Genomic DNA, 19,302 nt, shown 5'->3' with positions numbered 1-19,302 from the left:
GATTGTTCTGGAACCGCCGCGCGCGCTATTCGGCCGGACCTTGAGCGTTGAGCTCAGTCGTAAACGCTGACGTAGATCTTGCGCACGGTTTCGATCGTGCGCCAGACGCCGACAAAGCCGGGCTTCATCACGAAACTGTCTCCGGTACCGTAAGTCTTGGTCTCACCGCCCTTCTCCTCGATCTCGACGAGACCCGAAACGATGTGGCAGAACTCGCAGGTAGTGCCCTTGATCGAATGCGTCTCGCCGGGCGTCGCCTCCCAGACGCCGGTCAGGACCTTTTCGCCTTTCGAGGCATCCTGCGCCCACGTCTTGAAGGATGGATTGCCCGAAATGAGCCGCTCTGGAGTTGGCAATGCCTCCTTCGGCGCGAAGGCTGGATCTGTGTCGATCGTGATCAGAAGTGACATGTCATGTTTCCCTGTTAGTAGCCGAGTGTCCGATCGACGAGGCCGATCAGTTCTTCCCCGGCGCGGTGGCGCCGGATATTGTCCACGACGGATTGCGCCGCGGAATCTGCTTGCGTTACGGAAGCGATGTGCGGCGTGATCATCACCTTCGGGTGCCGCCAGAGCGGATGGCCGTCCGGCAGCGGCTCGGGATCGGTGACATCGAGCATTGCGGCATCAAGGTGCCCGCTATCGAGAGCCTGAAGCAGGGCGGTTTGGTCTAACTGCGGCCCGCGGCCGACATGCAGCAGCCTCGCCCCGGCAGGCAGCCGGGAGAAGAGGGCCGCATCGAGGATGCCACGGGTTTCTTCCGTCAGCGGCAGCAGGCAAACGAGAATGTCCGTGCGCGCGAGGAAACCGGCAAGCTGATCCGCTCCATAAAAGCAGGTGACGCCGTCGATCTCCTTCCTGCTTCGGCTCCAGGCAGCGAGGGGAAAGCGAAACGGCAGCAATCGCTCGATAGCCGCCTGCGCCAGCATGCCGAGGCCGAGAAAGCCCACGCGGCGCTCGGCGGCTTGCGGAGCGGCAAGACCGAGCCACGCTTGGCGCTTCTGCTGTTCACGATACGCCACCATATCCCGGTGGAGACTCAGCACGCCGAGAACGACATATTCCTGCATCATGCGAATGATGCCGTCCTCGACCATGCGCACCAGCTTCACCTGCTGAGGCAGGCTCTCACGCTTGAACTGGTCGACGCCGGCGCCAAGCGAAAACAGCACTTCGAGATTGCGATAGCGCGCGATGTCATCTGGTGCCGTCCAAGTCAGGAGGTAGCGCACCTTCTCCGGGTCGACACATTCGCTGCTGTGGAACAATTCGACGTCCGGGAGCTCGCGTGCGAAAACCTTGCGGAAGACCGCTGCGCGCACCGGGTCGGAATTGAAAAGAAAAGCCATGAAACCGCCCTCTCCGGCTATGCGGCTAGGCGCGTGCCGAGACGCTCGATCATGCTCCGGCAGGCAACAAGTTCGCCGATCTCGATATATTCGTTGGCACGATGAGCCCGGCTGATATCGCCGGGACCGCAGATGATCGCGTCGATGCCGGCCTGCTGATAGAGGCCAGCCTCGGTGCCGTAACTTACCGCAGGCAGCGGCTCTTGCCCCGTCAACTCGGCCAGAAGGGTTGTCAGTTCACTCTTCTGCGGGAGCGAAAGACCGGGATACGCGCTCAACTCATGCCACGCCACGTCAAAGCCGCTGTCACGGAGAGCGATTAGCTGGGCCTTTACCGGCTCAAGCAATGATGATGGGGAAACACCCGGCACGGCACGGAGCTCGATATCGGCGGTGCAGCGATCAGGGATGATGTTGACGGCTTGGCCGCCAGCGATGACACCAACCTGCAATGACGAGTATGGAGGCGCGAAATCCGTGTCGAACGGCCCATCCGCAAGGGTCTGACCATAGGCCACGATCTGCGTGACGAGACCTGACATTGCATGCACGGCATTCAGTCCCAGCTCGGGCCGTGAAGAATGACCGGACCTGCCTATCACCTCGAGCCGCGCGGCCGCCTTGCCTTTGTGCCCCCGCACGGCTTCCATTCGGCTCGGCTCACCGATAATCGCGCCAAGCGGCTTCTCGCACAGGCTTGGCAGGGCGGCGATGAGATGCGGCACACCACGGGCACCCGCCTCCTCGTCATAGGAGAATGCGAGATGAATGGGCCGCTGCAAGTTCGTCGCCGCAAGCCGCGGCAGCGCAGCCAGCACGCAGGCAAGAAAGCCCTTCATGTCGGAGGTGCCTCGGCCATGAAGCCTGGCACCATCTTGGCGCAGAACAAAGGGATCCGAGTTCCATTCCCGCTCACCGGCCGGCACGACATCCAGGTGGCCCGACAAGATGTAGCCGCGGGCACGCCGCGGCCCGATCGTGACAAACAGGTTGGACCGGTCGCCTTCGGGGCCGCAAAGGACGGTCGTTTCTGCTCCGGCCGCCTCGCAATATTCACGCACCCAGTCGACGATCGCGCCGTTGGGCGAGCCCACGACCGAGGGGAACGCGATCAGCGTCGCTAGAATTTCTTCGACATTCACCGGGCGCCGCTCCACTCGCAGTTCGCTGGATGCGACAAGTGTGGCAGCAGGCGAGAGCATTCCGTGCCGAATGAAGCTATGCTTTGGCCGAAGATTTCGAATATTGGCCCGGAACCAGCGAAACCTGCTGGCTTTCGGGTGTAATCATAAGGCAAAAGACGGCTGCGGCACCGTCAGCGACGACAGGACGTGCTCGCGAGTTGGATATAAGGAGCAGGTCGACTGAAATGCAGAGATCAGTGCGCCTGAAGTCTTTCGAACTGGTCGCGCGGGACATCGATGATGTTGACGTCGAGTTGCTGCACGCGCTGTCGATCTCAGTCCGCTGGCCGCATCGGCCAAAGGACTGGGATATTCTGCGCCGCGCCGGCCGCGGCATTGTTGCCGTAGACGGCATTGGTCGGGTTTTCGGCAGCGCGATGTGGTTTCCGCAAGGGGACGATTTCGCCACCATTGGCGTAGTGATCACAACGCCCCGCACGCAAGCGCAAGGCGGTGGCCGATGGCTTATGGACCAAGTGCTTGAGCAGTGTGGCGATCGCAATCTGGCGCTCAACGCCACCCATGTCGCCTATCCTCTCTATGTCTCACTTGGCTTCACGACCGAGGCCATCGTATATATGCGACAGGGGGAGGTTCCGCTGGTACTCCCGGCCATGGCTGATTTGGAAGGTGAATTGCAGACGCTGCCGAGCGACAGGCTGAATGAGATCATCGAGCTGGATACGCGCGCGTTTGGAACAAACCGCGAGAGGCTGCTCGCATTGCTCTCAGCGGATGCCTCGATCTGCACTTTGAGCCGTGGCGGCGAGATCGTCGGCTACTCCATGTGTCGCGAGTTCGGGCGTGGCTACGTGATCGGCCCGATGGTCGCGCGCAGTGATCTGGACGCGGTCCATCTCACAGCCGTCCATCTGAGAAATCTTGCAGGACGGTTCGCCCGAGTCGATACCCGGGAGAAGGATGGCATGTTTGCCGCGTTTCTCGAGCAGTGCGGCCTTGGCATTGCCGAAACCGTTACGACCATGTCCAAAGGGCGTCGCTTCCTGAACCGGGAAGAAAACGGACCGTGGGTTTATGGATTGGCTGGCCACGCATTGAGCTGACTGCGGCACCACAATGCGACCGAAAGACGCCACTGCAGATTGTGGTAGTGCATTTCCACGACTATGCCTTCGTAGTGGCATTTCTGGGTTACCCGTTCCCTTGAAGATATCTTCGGTGTGGGCCATCCGCCATCAATCACTCTCGCATTGTTGCGAAAGGCAGCAAGCAGGCCGCCCTTCCCTCAGCCTCCGGATCGCAGCCGTCTAGGGGCTCCGTGACAACATCAGGCATCCTTTGGAAGCACCTGAAGGACCCGTGCGATGAACATATGGAACTCGGCCATGTAGTTGCGCAAGAACTCCTGCGTGGATTCGACTGTGACTTCGCCGCCGTCCGTGATCAGGCCCGGCGTGAACTGGTGCCGGCCTGCAACACACCGACCGTGACCACTGCCGCATCGGTGGCGGCAACCTCGCGGGACACGATGGTCTGAAGTCGCAGGACGACGGATGCCGCCATAACGGCGGGATCTATACTCGCTTGCGGCATCGACCCATGGGCCCCTCGTCCGAACAGCCGGATTTGAAGGCTGTCCGCCGCGGAGGTGATTGGCCCGGCGCTGCCGGCGACGGTGCCGGCGGGACCGACCATGACATGCTGGCCAAGCACGACATCAGGCGTGGGGAAGCGTTTAAGCAGACCGTCATCGATCATGGCCTGGGTGCCTTGGGCGGTTTCTTCACCAGGCTGGAAGACGGCCATCAATGTACCCTTCCAGTCTTTGCGCGTCTGCGCCAACAGCGTGGCCGCACCGACAAGCCAGGCGACGTGCATGTCGTGGCCGCACATATGCCCTACCGGCACCGTGTTCCCTTCGGCGTCCGTCGCCGTGACCTTGCTGGCCAAGGCGAGGCCCGTATTCTCGGCGATCGGGAGCGCGTCCATGTCGGCCCGCAGCATCACCGTCGGCCCCTTGCCGTTGCGGAGCAATCCCACCACACCCGTCTTGCCCACCCCGGCTGTTACCTCGTAACCGGCGTTCTTGAGCCTTTCAGCGGCAATGCCCGCTGTTCGCGTCTCCTGCATCGACAGTTCCGGATGGGCGTGAATGTCTTTGTAGAGCGCCTCAAGATCGGGCAGCAGCCTGCCCATGTTCGACAGGACGGCGGATGTGTCCTCACGAGAAGTATGCTTCTTCATGACAATCTCCTGCCGACGGCTTGGACAACCGGCCTTTTAAGCCTTCGATGGCCCAGCGGAGTAGACGATGATCATTGCTGTCCCCTGTATCGACAGCAAGTCCGATTCCTATGATCAACCAAATCGTGACCTCATCCCGATACGGTGCCGGTGTTCCGGGCGAAGCCTTCATGCGTATTTGCAAGGGCTCGGCCTCGATGGCTTAGTCGCCTTGTGGCGATGTCAAAGATCAGTTTCGGGGGGCGAACTGTCCACTCACCAGTCATCCTTGATCGATTTCCATAGCTGCGAGCTTGGCTACTTGCTCTGCCAAACGATCGCAGGGAGGCGAAACGTACGGATACGCTTCCCGGAGGGCCACTGCCCGTGCGGCTAGTTACGTCGGTCTTGTCCGCGTCGTGCACGGCTTGGCAGCAGCAGGATTATTTCGACCGTGCTCCCGGCAAACGACATCCCAATACAAATTTGCATTTCGGTCCGCGATTAGACGGCCGAGACACTACCATATCTTAGCGCGAGCCAAACGCCGGCATTCGTGACGTCCAGATCGCCAAGCCGATGATGACGATTAATATCCAAAAGAGCGAATTGAAGAGCATGCGAACAAGGTCGCGGTTTTGGTCCTTGGTAACGCCAAGCCGATCCGAGATCGAGATAATGTCACCGGGCGCGATCAACAGCCAGATTATGAGACGAACGAGTCTTGCCATGCAATTCCTTGCCTCTCCAGCCAGATAGGAAAGCATCAACCGGCGCTCAAGTCGAGCGTGCCACACACGAAGCATGCACTGGCTCGCGCCCGGTCGGGTTCGCATCATTCGAAGCAGAGATGAGACCAGTTCGGTGAAGAGAAAGCTGCGATCTTTGCAAGTTGTCCCGAACTCGGCATCCCTCGCCAGGCGATCCCGCGCTTGCCCGACCGGGTTCAAAGGTTTGTGTGAAGCTCGATAGCCCTCGGGGCCGGATCACGGAACGTGGTCTGTCCTGCGAAACACATATCATGCCGCCGACATTCCCCTTCGTGCTGAGAGCATCGATGAGACCGGGCCCCCTTCCCTTCGGGCTTTCCAGTTCCAGGCGCGATAGCGGGCCGTGGTTGTACTCGTGCGTCACCCGCTGAACGGTCTCCTTCTGCGCTTCACGAGGCCGGCGCTTTCGACTGCATGGCCATGACAAAGCTCCTTCCAAACTCGGTTTTGCCTTTGCCGTCGATGGCTGACGTGAATTCTATTGAAGAACGGAAGCTGCCCTCGGCGCCTCACCAGCGAATGACGATCACCTTATCTCTCCCGCCGCCCAGTTGGATCGCCTCGGTGCCATCGGACTTGCGGCTACCAATTTGAGCGTCGTCAACGATTTCTACCGCAGTAGGATTCATGCCAAAGGCTTCGTCCACTTCGGCGCTGCAGACCAGCGTCCGGCGGTAAATCCTTGATCTGCTCTAAAAGCTCGCGAACGGTCATTTCGCACCTGTTTCGTGGAAGTGGAAGACACAGATCGCAAACTGCCCCCCTCGCGAAATGTTCCTCCTGCACGGCGAATATCCCCGCAGGCGGAGCTGATGGCATCGCTCAGCCGCTCAGCGGATCTTGCGGGCGACGAGGTGATGAAGGATCCGCTTGGGAGCATCACCTTTGCCCCTTTGTTTGCTTATGGCTGCCCCTGGCCGCCGCCGGACCCGTAGATATTTCCGGTTGCGAAGCTTGCATCGTTGGCTGCCAACTGCACATAGATGGAGGCCAGTTCCGCCGGCTGACCCGGCCGTTCCAACGCAGTTGTGCTGCCGAATTTCTTGTATTTTTCCTCCGACGCGCCGCCGCTTATCTGCAGGGGCGTCCAGATCGGTCCCGGGGCCACGCCGTTTACGCGAATACCCTTAGGTCCGAGCTGCTTCGCCAACGACTTCACGTAGTTCATAGTCGCGGCCTTGGTCTGAGCGTAGTCGTAGAGCTCGGGCGAAGGATCGTAGGCCTGTTCCGAGGTCGTTCCGATTATGCAGGATCCTGGCTTCAGATGCGGCAGCACCGCCTTGATGATCCAGAACGGCGCGTAGATGTTGGTCTTCATTGTAGCGTCGAAGTCCTCGCTCGTTATGTCGAGGATGGAGGGTTTCGCCTGCTGCCGGCCGGCATTGCAGACGACGATATCGAGCCCGCCGAGCTGCTGCAGGGCGTCGGCAACCAATTTCTGGCAGAAAGCCTCCTCCCGCAAATCGCCGGGAAGCGCGACTCCGGTCCTGCCGGCATCTCGTATAAGTTGGATCACCTCACTCGCGTCGGGCTCTTCCGACGGATAGAAGTTGATCGCGACATCCGCTCCTTCGCGCGCATAAGCAATAGCGGCGGCCCGGCCCATACCGGAATCGCCTCCCGTGATCAGAGCTTTGCGACCCGCAAGCCGGTCTGAACCCTTGTAGCTGGTCTCTCCGTGGTCGGGTTTCGGCTTCATGTCGCGTGCCAGGCCGGGCCAGGGCTGCGTCTGTGCTTCGAATGGCGGCTTCGGGTACTTGGAGCGGGGATCTTGCATCGCGGGTCCGTTCTCTGAGATTTTGGTCGTTGTTTGCTGGGCGCTGGCCGTACCCGAGACGCCGGCCGCTATTCCGACTCCTGCTGCCGCCATGACTTCACGTCGGGACAATGAACGGGGACGGTCTTTGGTCATTCGACTTCTCCGAGGCGCGTGAAACGTCCGAACCGCCTCGGCCTGATAAGGCTCCTTGGTCCGATCGAGAGAGCCCGAGGAGGGCCGCCATGTCATCTTTTCTCCACGGGATGGCGAATTTTCTCCACGGGATGGCGAATGGCTGGGCGGCTGGTTGCGCAGGAGGTCCGATTGACCGCGAACCCAAGAGCTCTCAATGCCCGAGATAAGGAAGCAATGGAGCAAATCATCGGCTATGACAGCCGAAATTACCTCGACTGGGAGATCGGCAGTGCGTACGAGGCGATCCTGCTGGCGTTGTGGGCCCACAGAATTTCGCCCACCCAATTGACCGCTAGCAGAGTTCTTTGCCCGTTAGCGGCAACGCATCTTCGTCCAATGATTTGAGCCGGCCGATCCGGAGCTCGCGGCTGGTGATTGATCTAATCGGTCTGCACGACCGACATAATTTCACCTTTGACAAGCGCCTGGGGATTACGCGGCCTCTTCCGTCTCAGCGTAATTGACGGGATTCTGCAGGTATGACGGGTCGAGCCGTCGAGCCCAGTTCCTCTCAGCATCGAGCAGTTCATCCTCCTCAGTCAGGCCGTTCATAAAGAGCCTGAGGACGTGCGCAGCAATGCGCGCTGCTTCGTTCGAAGCAGGGGCTACGCCGCGCTCTTTGCAGACGGAGTGACAAACGTGGGCAAGCATAACAATATCGCTCGGCCCCAAAAAACGACCAGGATACAACATACCGTTCTCTGCTCAAAAGCTACTGATGGCTACCGGTTACGCAAGGTTACCAGCAGTTACAATTAACTATGATAGTCATGCACCTCGACTTTGCGAAACATCCATTGCGCCCTCGAAAGGGCGTCAGGTACCAGCAGCACTGAGGCCGAGCCGGACGCTGGGCTGATCTGGCTGCTCGGGAGAATGTGAGAGAGCCTGAAAACTTGGACGAAGTGAAGCCGCTGGACCCGGGAGCGGCAGTCCCGTGCGCTCTGTGGCCGCGGCTACCAATGCGATCAAAGCGTCCGTCATCGATCCTTGAATGCCGGCCGATCGCGCAAGCTCCAAACATTGGCGTCCGGTTCAAATGTCGCGCCGACCACCCGCTCCTTCTCCTCCGGCCCAGCGCCGGCGCCGCTCGACCGAGGTGATCACTTCAATCTGATGCTTCGTCATAGGGCTACTCCTAGTGCTGGCACTAGAACTTGCAGCCCTTCAGCCTATGTCAGCAAGGCTGCTTCACCGGATGGGTACCGGATTTCCAAAGAGGACATTCGTGCTTCTCGCGGTCGCTCGCCTCGCCATGTGTATATCGAGGAGAGATCGCCGCGATCTCCTATTCATTTCACCTGCACTTCGTCATTCCCGTATGGACCGGTATGTCGTCGATCAGCGCGCAGCGCTGGAACGGACGAAACTGAGGCAGGGGGTAATGTCCGGGTAGAGGGCGGCCTCTACGGCCGGCATGCGGAACCCGAACACATAGTTCGATCCAATAGCCGGCCCTGACTTTCAGTTCCACACTACGCGCCGATGAATTGAACCGGAAGAGTCCGGCCGCGTTGTTGGGAAATCGAAACGTAATCCTTGGAGGAAGAAATGGCCGCTACTCAAACAACTCGCGGGCGCAGCCAGGACCGCGCAAAGGTCGCTGGCGGGCAGAATCATGAGGTGAAATACGAGGCGGGCAAGAGTGGGGCAAGCAAAGCCGACGTCAAATCGGCCGTGAAATCGGTCGGCAACAGTCGCAAGAAGGTCAAGGACAAACTCGGAAAGAAATGAGCCACGACAAATGGTTCGGATTGCCACCTTCAATGTGAACGGTGTCAATGGACGGCTGCCCGTGCTCCTCAAGTGGCTCTCGGCCACCAACTACGACATCGTCTGCCTCCAGGAACTAAAAACGTCCGACGAGAAATTTCCGATCGAGGCCATCCGCGAGGCGGGGTACGGCGCCATCTGGCATGGCCAGAAATCCTACAACGGAGTGGCCATTGTAACTCGAGGGATGGACCCGGTTGAACGCCGGCGCGGCTTGCCTGGCGATCCTGATGACACTCACAGCCGCTACATCGAAGCCCAGGTGGACCGGCTCGTTGTCGGCTGTCTCTACGTGCCCAATGGGAATCCAGCGCCTGGTCCCAAGTTCGACTACAAGCTGCGCTGGTTCGACCGCTTGATCAGCCACGGCCAGGACTTGCTCAAAGCGGGAGCGCCGACAGTGCTGTGTGGAGACTACAACGTCGTTCCAACTCCGATTGACGCCGTGGTGCCGCGACGATGGCTCGGCGATGCGGTTTTCTTCCCCGAGAGCCGGCAAGCCTATGCCGAGATGCTTGAGGATGGCTGGATCGATGCGGTCCGGCGCATCCGCCCGGAGAAGGGGGTCTATACTTATTGGAATCACTCCTATGGCGGCGGCTACGACAAGAGTTCTGGCCTGCGAATGGACCATCTGCTCGTCAGTCCATCGTTGTCGCCCAGGCTTCGCGATGCCGGCGTGGATGTTGGGACGCGAGGGTGGGAAAAGCCCAGCGATCATGCGCCGGCTTGGATAGAGCTCGACTAGTCGATTTTGACGGGGCCAAGTTCAGATGTCAGCAGGTTCACGCCTTTGTCCGAAACTTGTCGCATATTTCGGACATGTCCTTGGTTGAGCCTGACAGCAATTTCCGTACGCGCGTGCTTGCACGGATCGAGTCCAAACCCGACGAGGTATGGACCCGCCGACTTTGCAGACTTCGGTGGAGGCATCGAGAAGAGCCTCAACGGTGGCAAACAGGGTCACACTCGACCTCGCCGTCTTTCCAACCCACGCGCCGCCTTTCGTGCGACCCTGAGGTCATCGAGAGTTGGCTGCCACCAAAGCGCGTCACCAATCTCCGTCTTGGTTCGCGAGGGCCAGGTCTTGATGAGCTCATCGAAGGCGGCGGGACGCCACCGACCCCAGACATAGTCATGGTGGTCTGGAAAGTCGGCGTACTGGGTACCAAGAATGTCGCCATCGACGGGCTCGCCATCGCACCCGATGAAGACGATGACACCGTAGCCCCGTGTCATTACCGGCCGGCCAAGCGGCGGAAGATCGTTTGGATCCAGCGGATAGCGCCTGCGGCGGCGTTCCGTGGCATGGGCGCGAGACGCCAGTTCTTGCGGAGACCCCTGCCTCTGCGCCGCGCGCTGTTTTCGCGCTTCGGGCTCGTTGCGAAGAGCGGCAGCCTCAATTTCCGCCCAGCGTCGATGCAGTTGTTCATAGGAGCGATATGGCACTTTCCAAGCGTGCCTGTCGGGATCCCAGGACGCAAACGGCACGTCGCGCATCACCTTCACCACCGAGCGAGAATATGGTGTTTGCACCTCCAGCCGATCCTGGTGCACGAACAGGTACTTGGAAACGATAGGATCGAAGGCGTAGGCGTCGCGTCCTCTGCTGTCAGCATGCACGCTCGATCCGGCGAGTTCTTGCTCCATCCAACGATTGACGCGCCGAGCTGCGGTCTTTCCCGGGACAAACCAGGCCTTGAGTTGATCGCTCCAGCGGGCCCGGGGAAAACTCTTCCGGAAGCGTTCGACGGTGGTCCGATCAAAGGGGAAGGACGCCGGCACGCCCGTTGAGACATTGTCATTCGAACCTGATCCATCCGTTCTCTTCATGATCATGGAGCCTTCACCGCATCTCTGACAGGAGAACGCTTTACGAAGGCGCAAGTGCCCTTCGCGCCGATGTCGGCAAGAACTCCCAGATTGCAGGAGGCGAACGTACCTTTGCTTACTTCGCTAGGGCCTGGGCGATAGCGCGATCGGCGATCCAGCGCGCAATGCAACAGGATCTGCGCTTTTCGTCCGGAAGCCCGAGAGGCCGATCAAGCTGGATTTGCACCAGCTTTCTTAATTCGAGACCGAAATCGAAATTCAACAGTGCCAATTATGTGGACCTTCTCGAGCACAGACACCTGACCGTTTCCATTCATCGCCCAAGGCCAGTTTATCGCTGGAAAGCCAAAGTGCGGGAATTCAGGAGAAATGGCCGCTGGATGCGTTTTTTCTGAAGGGGGTTGTCGAGGGGAGATACCCATGGCTGCACCAGTCTGTCGGCGCTGCCAAATTTGCAGATCGCATCCAGGACCTTTCCAACGACATTCCGGAGCTATGTGACATTATGGAGGCGTTGCTTGCCGCCCGACAGAAACTTCGCGAGCAGTTCACGGTGCTGCATGAAAGGTTGTTGTCGATCGTGAAGGATGACACGGTTCTGCAGGCGGTTGATGACCGTGCCTGGTATCGGCCCTGTCGTTGCGCTGGCTTTCAATGCCACGGTCGACGTTCCTGCACGCTTCAAGAACTCGAAAGCCGTAGGTCCGGCTCTCGGGTTGACGCCGCGGTTGCATCAATCAGGCGAGGACAATCGCGTCGGACGTGTTTCCCTGTGCGGTGACGCCATGATGCGGACGCTGCTTTATGAAGCCGCGCAAGTCTTGCTGACGGTGGTGAAAAAGTGGTCATGGCTGAAAACTTGGGGATGAACATCGCCAAACGTCGAGGCCGGCAAAGGGCGACCGTTGCCCTTGCTCGCAGAATGGCTGTCATCATGCACAGAATATGGTCCGACGGCGGTGAGTTCCGCTGGGCGCGAGAGGAAGCGACGGGGGTGATATAGCCGGGTCCACCAAACGAAAGGGAGAAGATCCGATAACGGGATCCGCCAAGGGCGGATACATGTCCTTCGCGGGACGGAGGATGAAGAGAGGACGTGCCGGGACTCGTTTCCACCGCGGCAACGTGGTGAGAACGCTGTTTAGATTGTCCCCTTCATTCCAACTGATCCCATGCTGGGAGGGCCAAAGCGCCGATCCCGAAGAGAAGCAGGGCCTCGCGAAAGACATCAAATGCCCATGGTAGAGGAAGCTTGAAAGCGATTGACTTCAACACACCGAATAGAGAAGTCCCGGCATTTGCTGGAGCGGATTGAGAGTGAAGCGCTCGGGCTGGGAAGCTCATGCCTTGCAGATGAACTCGTAGGGGGTGAGACTTTGAGGGTTTCGAGTCTGCGACCGAAATTGTAGGCCGCGACCAAATCGGCAAGATGCCGACGCAGTTGGGCGTGATCGTGGTTCTGGGATGCCGCACCGAGCCGCAGCGTGTATGAGAGGCGCTCAACATCGCGTCGGCCGCGCCGCGCTTGGCGGTTTGTGTCTTCTGAGCGGGGAGCGGCTTTCGCTTGGGACGAAGGCAGCGTGATGCTGATCATCGCCGCCGCGCTTCGGTCGCCGATGACGCATGATCATCAGCAGCACCAGCATCGCCACGATGATCATCATGATCGGCATGCCAATGACCATCGCCGCGGTCGGTTGGTCCGTGTGGGGTACATTGGCGCTCGGCTACGCGCCGCCGATCACCATGACTTTGGGCTGGCTGGCCAATGCGAATGCAGCGAATGAGCGCTGCACCCGTTCTAAATCGAGGCCGTCGGCAATGATGACCAGCCGCGATGTGCGGTCTTGGCTCGGCCACGCCTCCATATGTACAGGAGGATGAACGAGATGCTGCACACCGTGGACCGCGACCGGGCGGTCTTCACCTGCGATGTTCAGGATGCCCTTCACCCGAAGGACACGCTCTCCATGTCTGTTGAGCAGCATGGTGAGCCATAAGCCGAACGCGGTCCAATCGACTTGCTCGTCCCAGACCAGGACGCAGGATGCGATCGCCGCTTGATGCGCCTGTCCGTCGGCAGTCGCCAACACGGCAGCCTCCTCGCAGAAGAAGCCTGACTGCGATTGCAGCTGGCTTGCACGGGCTACAGTCTCCTGCTCGAACAGATCTCGTGCGCAGAACCCGGAGCGGACATTCAGTATCGGGGCATCCGGATTGATGCGCTCCAGCCGATCTGCAAGTCGCCCGATTTTGGCGTCGTCAGCGAGATCGGTCTTGGTCATGACCAGCCTGTCGGCAATGGCCACCTGACGATTGGATTCGATATATCGGTCGAGGTTGGCAATCCCGTTCATGACGTCGACGGTGGTCACCACATTTCCCACGATGAAATGGTGCTTCAGCATCGGATCGGATTTTAGCGTCGAAAGAATCGGAAATGGGTCAGCCAGCCCCGTACTTTCGACCACTACCTGCCGGAACGGGGATATCTGGCCTCGCTCCCGCTTCGAATATAGATCGCGGATCGCGTCGGCCAGTTCACCGCGCACGGTGCAGCACACGCAGCCGGACTGAAGCAGTACCATGGTTTCGTCAATTCGTTCCACCAAGTGGTGGTCGAGCCCAACCTGGCCGAATTCATTGATGAGCACGGCCGCGTCCGATAGATCAGGGTCATCAAGCAACCGTTTCAGAAGCGTCGTTTTGCCCGAGCCGAGAAAACCTGTCAGCAGGTGGACCGGGGTGAAAGGCGGTAGTTCAGCCATCGCGACCGGCTTCGAAGCTTGCGATGACATCGGCCTCCAACGGATCGCAAGTCCTGCCCGAAAGACGCTCCGCAGCCTGCCATAGGTGTCCGAGATCGTTGATGATCTCGGTCTTGCCCGTTCGCGTTGAAATGACAAAGGCCGTCCCCTGCCAGTCCGCCAGCCGCATGCCGAAGGAGGCCAGGATGAGATTAGCTATCCTGACGCGATTGGCGCGCTCACGGCGCCGGTCAACGTTTTCGACGTTGCGCGTGTAAACGCCGGGCCGGGCCACGGCATCGGTCCAATGTTCGTTGCTGCCTAGAACGCCGCATAGCGAGCACATGATCTGCTCCTTGGATGACCGTCTTCGGAGACCGTTTGACCCCGACAGGGCCTTACAGTTCCTCTGTAGGTGGTTGCCCTGCCTGGCGATGCCAAGTCCCCCCTGCCTGGTCTACCGCAGGCTTCGACCAGAAGAAGAACGCGGTCTCGGAAATGCCGAGGCCGCGTTCTTCTGTCGAGGAACTCAAGGGGCCGGGATCGGCTTAACCTTGTTTGGCTCCAGCCAGCCCTTGGTCGGCTCACATTTTCCGCAGTTGATGCCGGGCAAATTGTCGGCGTAGGTCACGTCGGGCAGATCCTTGATGGTTGCGCCCGGCGTGGGCGTACCATCTTGCACCGACTTCAAGCTGAGTTCGGGCAGCAGATCGCCGTTCAGCGAGGTGTCGATGAAGAGCGGTGGCACCTTGTCGGCAGGGAAAGTGTTGCAGCCGTCAACGAAGGTCTCACCCTGGCAGAGCTTCACATCCTGCGGCTCAACCCATGGCAGCGGATATTCGATGTTGTTAGCGGTTAGCTTCTTCTTGCCGGTCACGACTTCCATCATGAGCTTGAAGGCGTAGCCGCCAACGGCCGGACCCGCGCTCGAGGAGACGCCTTTCAGGCCCTTGGCCTGCATTGCCGGATCCGCCATCGCGAGACGATAGCCGTTGTTGGACTGGCCGGCAATCACGACCAGCTTGTCGGGACGACTGTTGATGACGGCTTGCAAAGAGCCAAAGGTGCCGTCAACCGTCCAGATACCGTCGACGTTGGGGTGCGCGGCTAGGATCTTGGCAACCTCCTCCTGCGAGGTCGCGTCGTTCCAGTTGCCATAGAAATCGCCGACGATCTTGATGTCGGGATATTTCTTGAACACGCCATAGGCCTGTTCGTCATAGGTCTTGGTCACGGTCGTGCCGGCGACGCCGTGGTTGAAGATCAGCTCTCCCTTGCCGCCCATCTGGTTCACCATCCACTGCGCCGTATTGGCGCCGTAACGGGCGGTGATGTTGGAGACGTTGTGCGCGCAGGACTCCGTAACCGTACTGTCGTATGTGAACACCACGACGCCTTGATCGCAGGCTTGCTTGATGGTGCGGTTGAGCGCAGTCGGCGAGAGCGGATACAGAAGAATGGCGTTGGCGCCTGCCGCGATCATGCTCTGGAGGTCAGATATCTGCTTCTGCACGTCGGTGCCGGAGATAATGGTCTTGAACTCTACCTGGTTGTCGTAAGGCGGGGTCGAAGCCAGTGCCTTGATGCCGTTGGCGGCGCTCGCCTGCCAGGTGTTGCCGCTGTAGCTCATGTTCAGGAACACCTTGTAGGTATCCTGGGCATTCGCGCTGGATGTCCCCAGACCAAGCAACGTGGCGGCGATGGCCGCCCGGCCGTAAGTCAGTCTACGCGAAGCGTTCTTCATGTTCTTTCTCCCATTTGAAGCGACCGCCGACTAACGGCTTCGCAGATTGAGCCGCCCACGCTGGAGCAGCAAAGCGATGATGATGATCCCGCCCTGCACCAGGTCGCGGAATCCCTGCGAGAGGCTGAGCGTGGTGATGACGGTGGACAACGTGCTGAGGAAGAGCGCGCCGGCAAGAGTTCCGAGATAGATGCCGGAGCCACCGGTGACCCGTGCGCCGCCGATGACGACGGCGGCGATGGAGGGCATCAGCAGCGCATCGCCCATGTCAAGCGTCGCGCTCGAGGAATAGCCGGCCAAGAGGATGCCGGTCATTCCGGCACAAAGGCCGCTGATGGCATAGACTGCGATGGTGAGCGCGGCGATCGGCAGGCCCAGCACGTTGGCCGCGCCAGGGCTGCTGCCAATGGCGTAGAGCTTGCGGCCTTCCGCGCTCTTGTTCTGGAACAGCCAGGCGAACACCGCAAAGACGATTATGAAATAGACGGGGTAGGGTACCCCCAGCCAGCGGGAGCTCATGAACTGCTGGATCGCAGGAGCGACCGATTGTTGCGAATTGCCCGCGGTGAAACCCAGCGCCACCCCGAAGAATGTGATGCCGGACGCCAGCGTCACGATGAAGGGCGGGATCTTGGCAATCGCCACACCGATGCCGTTGATGAGACCGATGCCAAGACAGCACAAGAGGGTAAGCGGAATGGCGTACAGCAGCGCGTCGTTGCTGCCGCGCGTAAGTTCCGCGATCATCATGCCGCCGACACCGATGACCACGCCCAGTGACAAGTCGATGCCGCCCAGAAGGATCACCAGCCCCTGCCCGAACGAAGCGACCACCAGGAAGATGGCGGTAACCAGTATGGCGGTGAGCTGGTCGAACGAACCGAAATTGGGACTGGCGATCTTCGTGCCGATGACCAGCAGCGCCGTGGCGGCGAACACGGTGATCGGCGGCACAAGGTCCGATGAGACAAGTGCGCGGCGCGCGCTCTGCGCGCCGTGCTCGGACGTCTGTGCCGGGGTCGTAATGTCCTTGTCGGTCATCAGGCTTCCCTTCTCGCGGAACGGCGCGCCAAATAGACGGAGGCTTGGCCGAAAAGGATTGCCAAGATCATGATAAGTCCGTTGAAGATGTTGGTGTAAAAGTCAGCCACGCCGAGCGCGAACAGCATCTTTTGCAACACCGTCAAAATACCTGCACCGGCCAGCGTGCCGACCACCCCGCCGCGACCGCCGAACAGGGACGTGCCGCCGATCGCGACCGCCGCGAACATGAACAGCAAGAAGGAATCGCTGATGCGTGGATCGCCCGAACCGATCTCGGCGCTGAAAACGAAGCCGGCCATGGCATAGAACAGGCCGGCGGCCACGAAAGCGAATAGCCTGGTGGCGCGGATATTGAGCCCCGAGAGCCGCGCGGCCGTCTGATCCGTGCCGACCGCGTACATTGCTATGCCCATGCGCGAATGCTTGAGCAGAAACCAGAAGACGAGCACCAGCACCAACAGGATCGCCGGCACGGGAATGCGTAGAATGTCGCCGGTGATGCCATAAGCGATGGATTCCACCACCTCGCCGCCAGGTGCCGGAAGGATGAGGAGCGCGATGCCTTGGCATGCGATCAGAGAACCGAGCGTCACGGCGAGCGACTGCAGTCCAAAATAGGCGACCAGTATGCCGTTGAGACCACCGACCACGAGGCCGACCAACAGAACCAGGCCGAAGCTGCCAAGGGCGCCCGCATCGCCGCCACTCACCGTCGCCACCACCACATTCGCGATGGCGATCACACCGGGGCCCGAAAGGTCCAGCTCGCCGCATACCACGACGAGCGTCAGTCCCGTTGCGGCGAGGGCGAGTACGATGGCGTTGTTGAGGAGGTTACCGATGCCGAACAGCGAGAGTGCCGAAGGCTCGTGGGCGGCATAGACGGCGAACATGACGATAAGCAGGCCGATGGCGGCGACCGCTCCGTTGCCTAGAATTGTCAAGCGGCCGCGAGGCGTATCGGATGCCATCGTTACGCCCCTTGGGCGGCAGGCCGCCGCGACCCGTCGCGATAACCGGATGCCAGCGACAGCATACGGTCCTGTGAGAGATGGTCGCGGCCCAGCTCGCCGGCAATCGAATTGCGGTAGAGAACGAGGCAGCGATCACAGAGCTGAACGAGTTCGTCCAGTTCAGTCGAATAGAACAGGATCGAGCCGCCATCGCGCACGAACGCGCGCATCATGGCGTATATGTTGCGCTTGGCGCCGACATCGACACCGCGCGTGGGATCGAACAACAGCAGGCACCGCGCGCCCGTTATCAGCGCCCGCGCCAGCACCGCCTTCTGCTGGTTGCCGCCCGAAAGCGCGCCGACGTTGAGGGGCAGGAGCTGCTTCGAAAGGTTCACTGCCGGGGTTACCTGCTCCACCAGCCGCAGCTCGGAAGATCTGTTTACGAGCTTGAATGGGCTCACCTTGTCTATCACCGGCAGCGAGATATTCGCCTGCGTGGTGAGATCGTGAAACAGTCCTTCGGACTTTCGTTCCTCCGGCACCAGCACCATGCCGAGCCTACGCGCCGCGCGAGGCGAGCCGACCGAAGTCGCCTTGCCTGCGATCGAGATCGTGCCCTCTCGCAGCGTCGACAAGCCCACCAGCGACTTGAAGAGACTGGACTGCCCGTGACCCTCCAGACCCGCCACACCAAGAATCTCGCCGGGAGCCAGCGAGAAGCTGATATCATTGACGCCAGGGCCGATCAGGTGACCGACCTCCAGCGCCGGCGTGGCGCCGACGCGAACCGCCGACGGCGCCTTCTCCGCGGATTCAACCACGGAGCGACCGGCCATACTGCTGAATATCGCTTCGTCGCTCATGGATTCAACATCGCTTTCCAGCACCTTGCGGCCGTTACGCAGGATAACGCAGCGCTGGCACAAGCGGCGGATCTCGTCGAGCTTGTGGCTTATGTAGAGCACTGACGTGCCGCCACGAACAGCGGCATCGACCAGCTTGAAAAGCCATTCACGGTCGGAGAGCGCGGCGGTCGCTTCGTCGAGCACCAGCACGGCCGGGCGGTGCCGCAGCGCACGCACGATCTCGACCTTCTGGCGCATGCCGAGCGGCAGATCCTCGACCAGCCGCCGGGGCGCGATATCCGCCACGTCATGGGCTTGAAGAATCTCAGCCGCCTCACGCTCGATGTTGCGCGCCGACACCAGACCAAGGCGGTTGAGTGCCGGGCGCGGCAGGAACAGGTTCGCGGCCACTGACAATGTCGGAATCAGGCTGAGTTCCTGGAAGGCGGTTGCTATGCCGGCCAAGCGGGCGTCCACAATGCCCTGCGGCTTGAAAGGAGCGCCGCGCAATTCGATGGAGCCGGTATCAGGTGTGACGACGCCACTCAGTATCTTCACGAGTGTCGACTTGCCGGCGCCATTTTCGCCGAGCAGACCGCACACTTCGCCGGAGCGCATTTCAAACGAAATATCCTCAAGCGCAATCGTGGCACCGTAGCGCTTGGACACGGATCGGAAATCAAGGACGTTGTGCGTTCTATCCTTCATTCCACCTCTTCCCAGTCTTCCCTATTTGGTCAGACCAAGATTGGAGCTAGCACGCCTTACCCGCCATGACAATTAAGAAAACTTGCAAGAAAGCTTGAATTTTCAGCACATTTGGTCTGACCGGAAATGGGTGGTCGAAAAGCAATGCGAAGGGCACCAAATCCACCATCAATTCTGCTGTTTCCAGCAGAATTGACGGGAGCTGCCATCGG

At 60.1% G+C, this 19,302-nt stretch carries 19 protein-coding genes and 2 pseudogenes; 5 read left to right on the top strand and 16 right to left on the bottom strand.

The features are described 5' to 3' along the window. Positions 1-53: 53 nt before the first annotated feature. The 3 genes from FJ490_RS25400 to argE are packed head-to-tail and all read right to left on the bottom strand — an operon-like array spanning position 54 to position 2,490. Positions 54-410 carry a cupin domain-containing protein gene (locus tag FJ490_RS25400; protein ID WP_140729077.1) on the bottom strand — a complete coding sequence of 119 codons (357 nt, stop codon included), beginning with the start codon at positions 408-410 and terminating at the stop codon, positions 54-56. A 14-nt stretch (positions 411-424) separates the two neighbouring features. Next, on the bottom strand, positions 425-1,348 hold the full coding sequence (locus tag FJ490_RS25395; protein ID WP_140523319.1) for a glyoxylate/hydroxypyruvate reductase A: 924 nt from the start codon (positions 1,346-1,348) through the stop codon (positions 425-427). A 17-nt stretch (positions 1,349-1,365) separates the two neighbouring features. Next, positions 1,366-2,490: an acetylornithine deacetylase gene (gene argE / locus FJ490_RS25390; RefSeq protein ID WP_140523316.1), complete on the bottom strand. Its 1,125-nt coding sequence runs from the start codon at positions 2,488-2,490 to the stop codon at positions 1,366-1,368. A 227-nt stretch (positions 2,491-2,717) separates the two neighbouring features. On the opposite strand from argE, the gene FJ490_RS25385 reads away from it, so the two are divergent. Further along, positions 2,718-3,596, top strand: coding sequence for a GNAT family N-acetyltransferase (locus tag FJ490_RS25385; protein ID WP_140523314.1), 879 nt, complete (start codon positions 2,718-2,720; stop codon positions 3,594-3,596). Between the two features lie 224 nt (positions 3,597-3,820). Here FJ490_RS25385 and FJ490_RS33280 read toward each other — a convergent pair. The 5 genes and pseudogenes from FJ490_RS33280 to FJ490_RS25360 all read right to left on the bottom strand — a co-directional run. Continuing rightward, positions 3,821-3,955, bottom strand: a pseudogene (locus FJ490_RS33280) (ACP phosphodiesterase); the annotation flags it as partial. Further along, the gene (locus FJ490_RS25375; RefSeq protein ID WP_318013174.1) at positions 3,937-4,623 is read right to left on the bottom strand and encodes an amidohydrolase; all 687 of its coding nucleotides are present in this window, start codon (positions 4,621-4,623) and stop codon (positions 3,937-3,939) included. The pseudogene FJ490_RS33280 and the gene FJ490_RS25375, both read right to left, overlap by 19 nt. A gap of 623 nt (positions 4,624-5,246) precedes the next feature. Beyond that, on the bottom strand, positions 5,247-5,483 hold the full coding sequence (locus tag FJ490_RS25370; RefSeq protein WP_140523311.1) for a hypothetical protein: 237 nt from the start codon (positions 5,481-5,483) through the stop codon (positions 5,247-5,249). A gap of 512 nt (positions 5,484-5,995) precedes the next feature. Then, positions 5,996-6,133: a hypothetical protein gene (locus FJ490_RS25365; protein ID WP_224656193.1), complete on the bottom strand. Its 138-nt coding sequence runs from the start codon at positions 6,131-6,133 to the stop codon at positions 5,996-5,998. A gap of 254 nt (positions 6,134-6,387) precedes the next feature. Beyond that, the gene (locus tag FJ490_RS25360; RefSeq protein WP_140555432.1) at positions 6,388-7,398 is read right to left on the bottom strand and encodes an SDR family oxidoreductase; all 1,011 of its coding nucleotides are present in this window, start codon (positions 7,396-7,398) and stop codon (positions 6,388-6,390) included. A gap of 171 nt (positions 7,399-7,569) precedes the next feature. Here FJ490_RS25360 and FJ490_RS25355 point away from each other — a divergent pair, with 171 nt between their 5' ends. The 3 genes from FJ490_RS25355 to xth all read left to right on the top strand — a co-directional run bounded on the left by FJ490_RS25355 (position 7,570) and on the right by xth (position 9,961). Next, a complete protein-coding gene (locus tag FJ490_RS25355; protein WP_140523309.1) occupies positions 7,570-7,785 on the top strand; it encodes a hypothetical protein in 216 nt (71 codons plus the stop codon). Between the two features lie 1,206 nt (positions 7,786-8,991). Then, on the top strand, positions 8,992-9,174 hold the full coding sequence (locus FJ490_RS25345; RefSeq protein ID WP_140523303.1) for a DUF3606 domain-containing protein: 183 nt from the start codon (positions 8,992-8,994) through the stop codon (positions 9,172-9,174). Positions 9,175-9,184: 10 nt separating this feature from the next. Next, on the top strand, positions 9,185-9,961 hold the full coding sequence (xth, locus tag FJ490_RS25340; protein ID WP_140523301.1) for an exodeoxyribonuclease III: 777 nt from the start codon (positions 9,185-9,187) through the stop codon (positions 9,959-9,961). 215 nt (positions 9,962-10,176) lie between these two features. Here the strand turns inward: xth and FJ490_RS25335 are convergent, their stop codons facing one another. Beyond that, complete coding sequence (locus tag FJ490_RS25335; RefSeq protein ID WP_224656195.1) at positions 10,177-11,052, bottom strand: hypothetical protein; 876 nt, start codon at positions 11,050-11,052, stop codon at positions 10,177-10,179. Between the two features lie 559 nt (positions 11,053-11,611). Between FJ490_RS25335 and FJ490_RS25330 the strand changes: the two are divergent. After that, a pseudogene (locus FJ490_RS25330) lies at positions 11,612-12,049 on the top strand (transposase); the annotation flags it as partial. A 496-nt stretch (positions 12,050-12,545) separates the two neighbouring features. Here FJ490_RS25330 and FJ490_RS32820 read toward each other — a convergent pair. The 7 genes from FJ490_RS32820 to FJ490_RS25295 form a co-directional block, all read right to left on the bottom strand. Further along, complete coding sequence (locus FJ490_RS32820; RefSeq protein WP_181167739.1) at positions 12,546-12,719, bottom strand: hypothetical protein; 174 nt, start codon at positions 12,717-12,719, stop codon at positions 12,546-12,548. Positions 12,720-12,773: 54 nt separating this feature from the next. Further along, positions 12,774-13,814 carry a GTP-binding protein gene (locus FJ490_RS25320; RefSeq protein ID WP_140523298.1) on the bottom strand — a complete coding sequence of 347 codons (1,041 nt, stop codon included), beginning with the start codon at positions 13,812-13,814 and terminating at the stop codon, positions 12,774-12,776. Then, a complete protein-coding gene (locus tag FJ490_RS25315; RefSeq protein ID WP_140523295.1) occupies positions 13,807-14,139 on the bottom strand; it encodes a hypothetical protein in 333 nt (110 codons plus the stop codon). Before FJ490_RS25315 ends, FJ490_RS25320 begins: the two co-directional genes overlap by 8 nt. A gap of 183 nt (positions 14,140-14,322) precedes the next feature. After that, positions 14,323-15,537, bottom strand: a complete 1,215-nt coding sequence (locus FJ490_RS25310) for a sugar ABC transporter substrate-binding protein (RefSeq protein WP_140523293.1) — start codon at positions 15,535-15,537, stop codon at positions 14,323-14,325. A gap of 30 nt (positions 15,538-15,567) precedes the next feature. Then, positions 15,568-16,578, bottom strand: a complete 1,011-nt coding sequence (locus FJ490_RS25305; RefSeq protein ID WP_140523290.1) for an ABC transporter permease — start codon at positions 16,576-16,578, stop codon at positions 15,568-15,570. Further along, positions 16,578-17,552 carry an ABC transporter permease gene (locus FJ490_RS25300; RefSeq protein ID WP_140523288.1) on the bottom strand — a complete coding sequence of 325 codons (975 nt, stop codon included), beginning with the start codon at positions 17,550-17,552 and terminating at the stop codon, positions 16,578-16,580. Before FJ490_RS25300 ends, FJ490_RS25305 begins: the two co-directional genes overlap by 1 nt. A gap of 2 nt (positions 17,553-17,554) precedes the next feature. Next, positions 17,555-19,090 carry a sugar ABC transporter ATP-binding protein gene (locus tag FJ490_RS25295; RefSeq protein WP_140523285.1) on the bottom strand — a complete coding sequence of 512 codons (1,536 nt, stop codon included), beginning with the start codon at positions 19,088-19,090 and terminating at the stop codon, positions 17,555-17,557. Between the last annotated feature and the right edge of the window lie 212 nt (positions 19,091-19,302).

This window comes from Mesorhizobium sp. B2-5-11 (assembly GCF_006440835.1).
Lineage (GTDB): Bacteria > Pseudomonadota > Alphaproteobacteria > Rhizobiales > Rhizobiaceae > Mesorhizobium.
The sequence above is the reverse complement of the archived record's forward strand: the minus strand, read 5'-3'. Positions and strand labels throughout refer to the sequence as shown.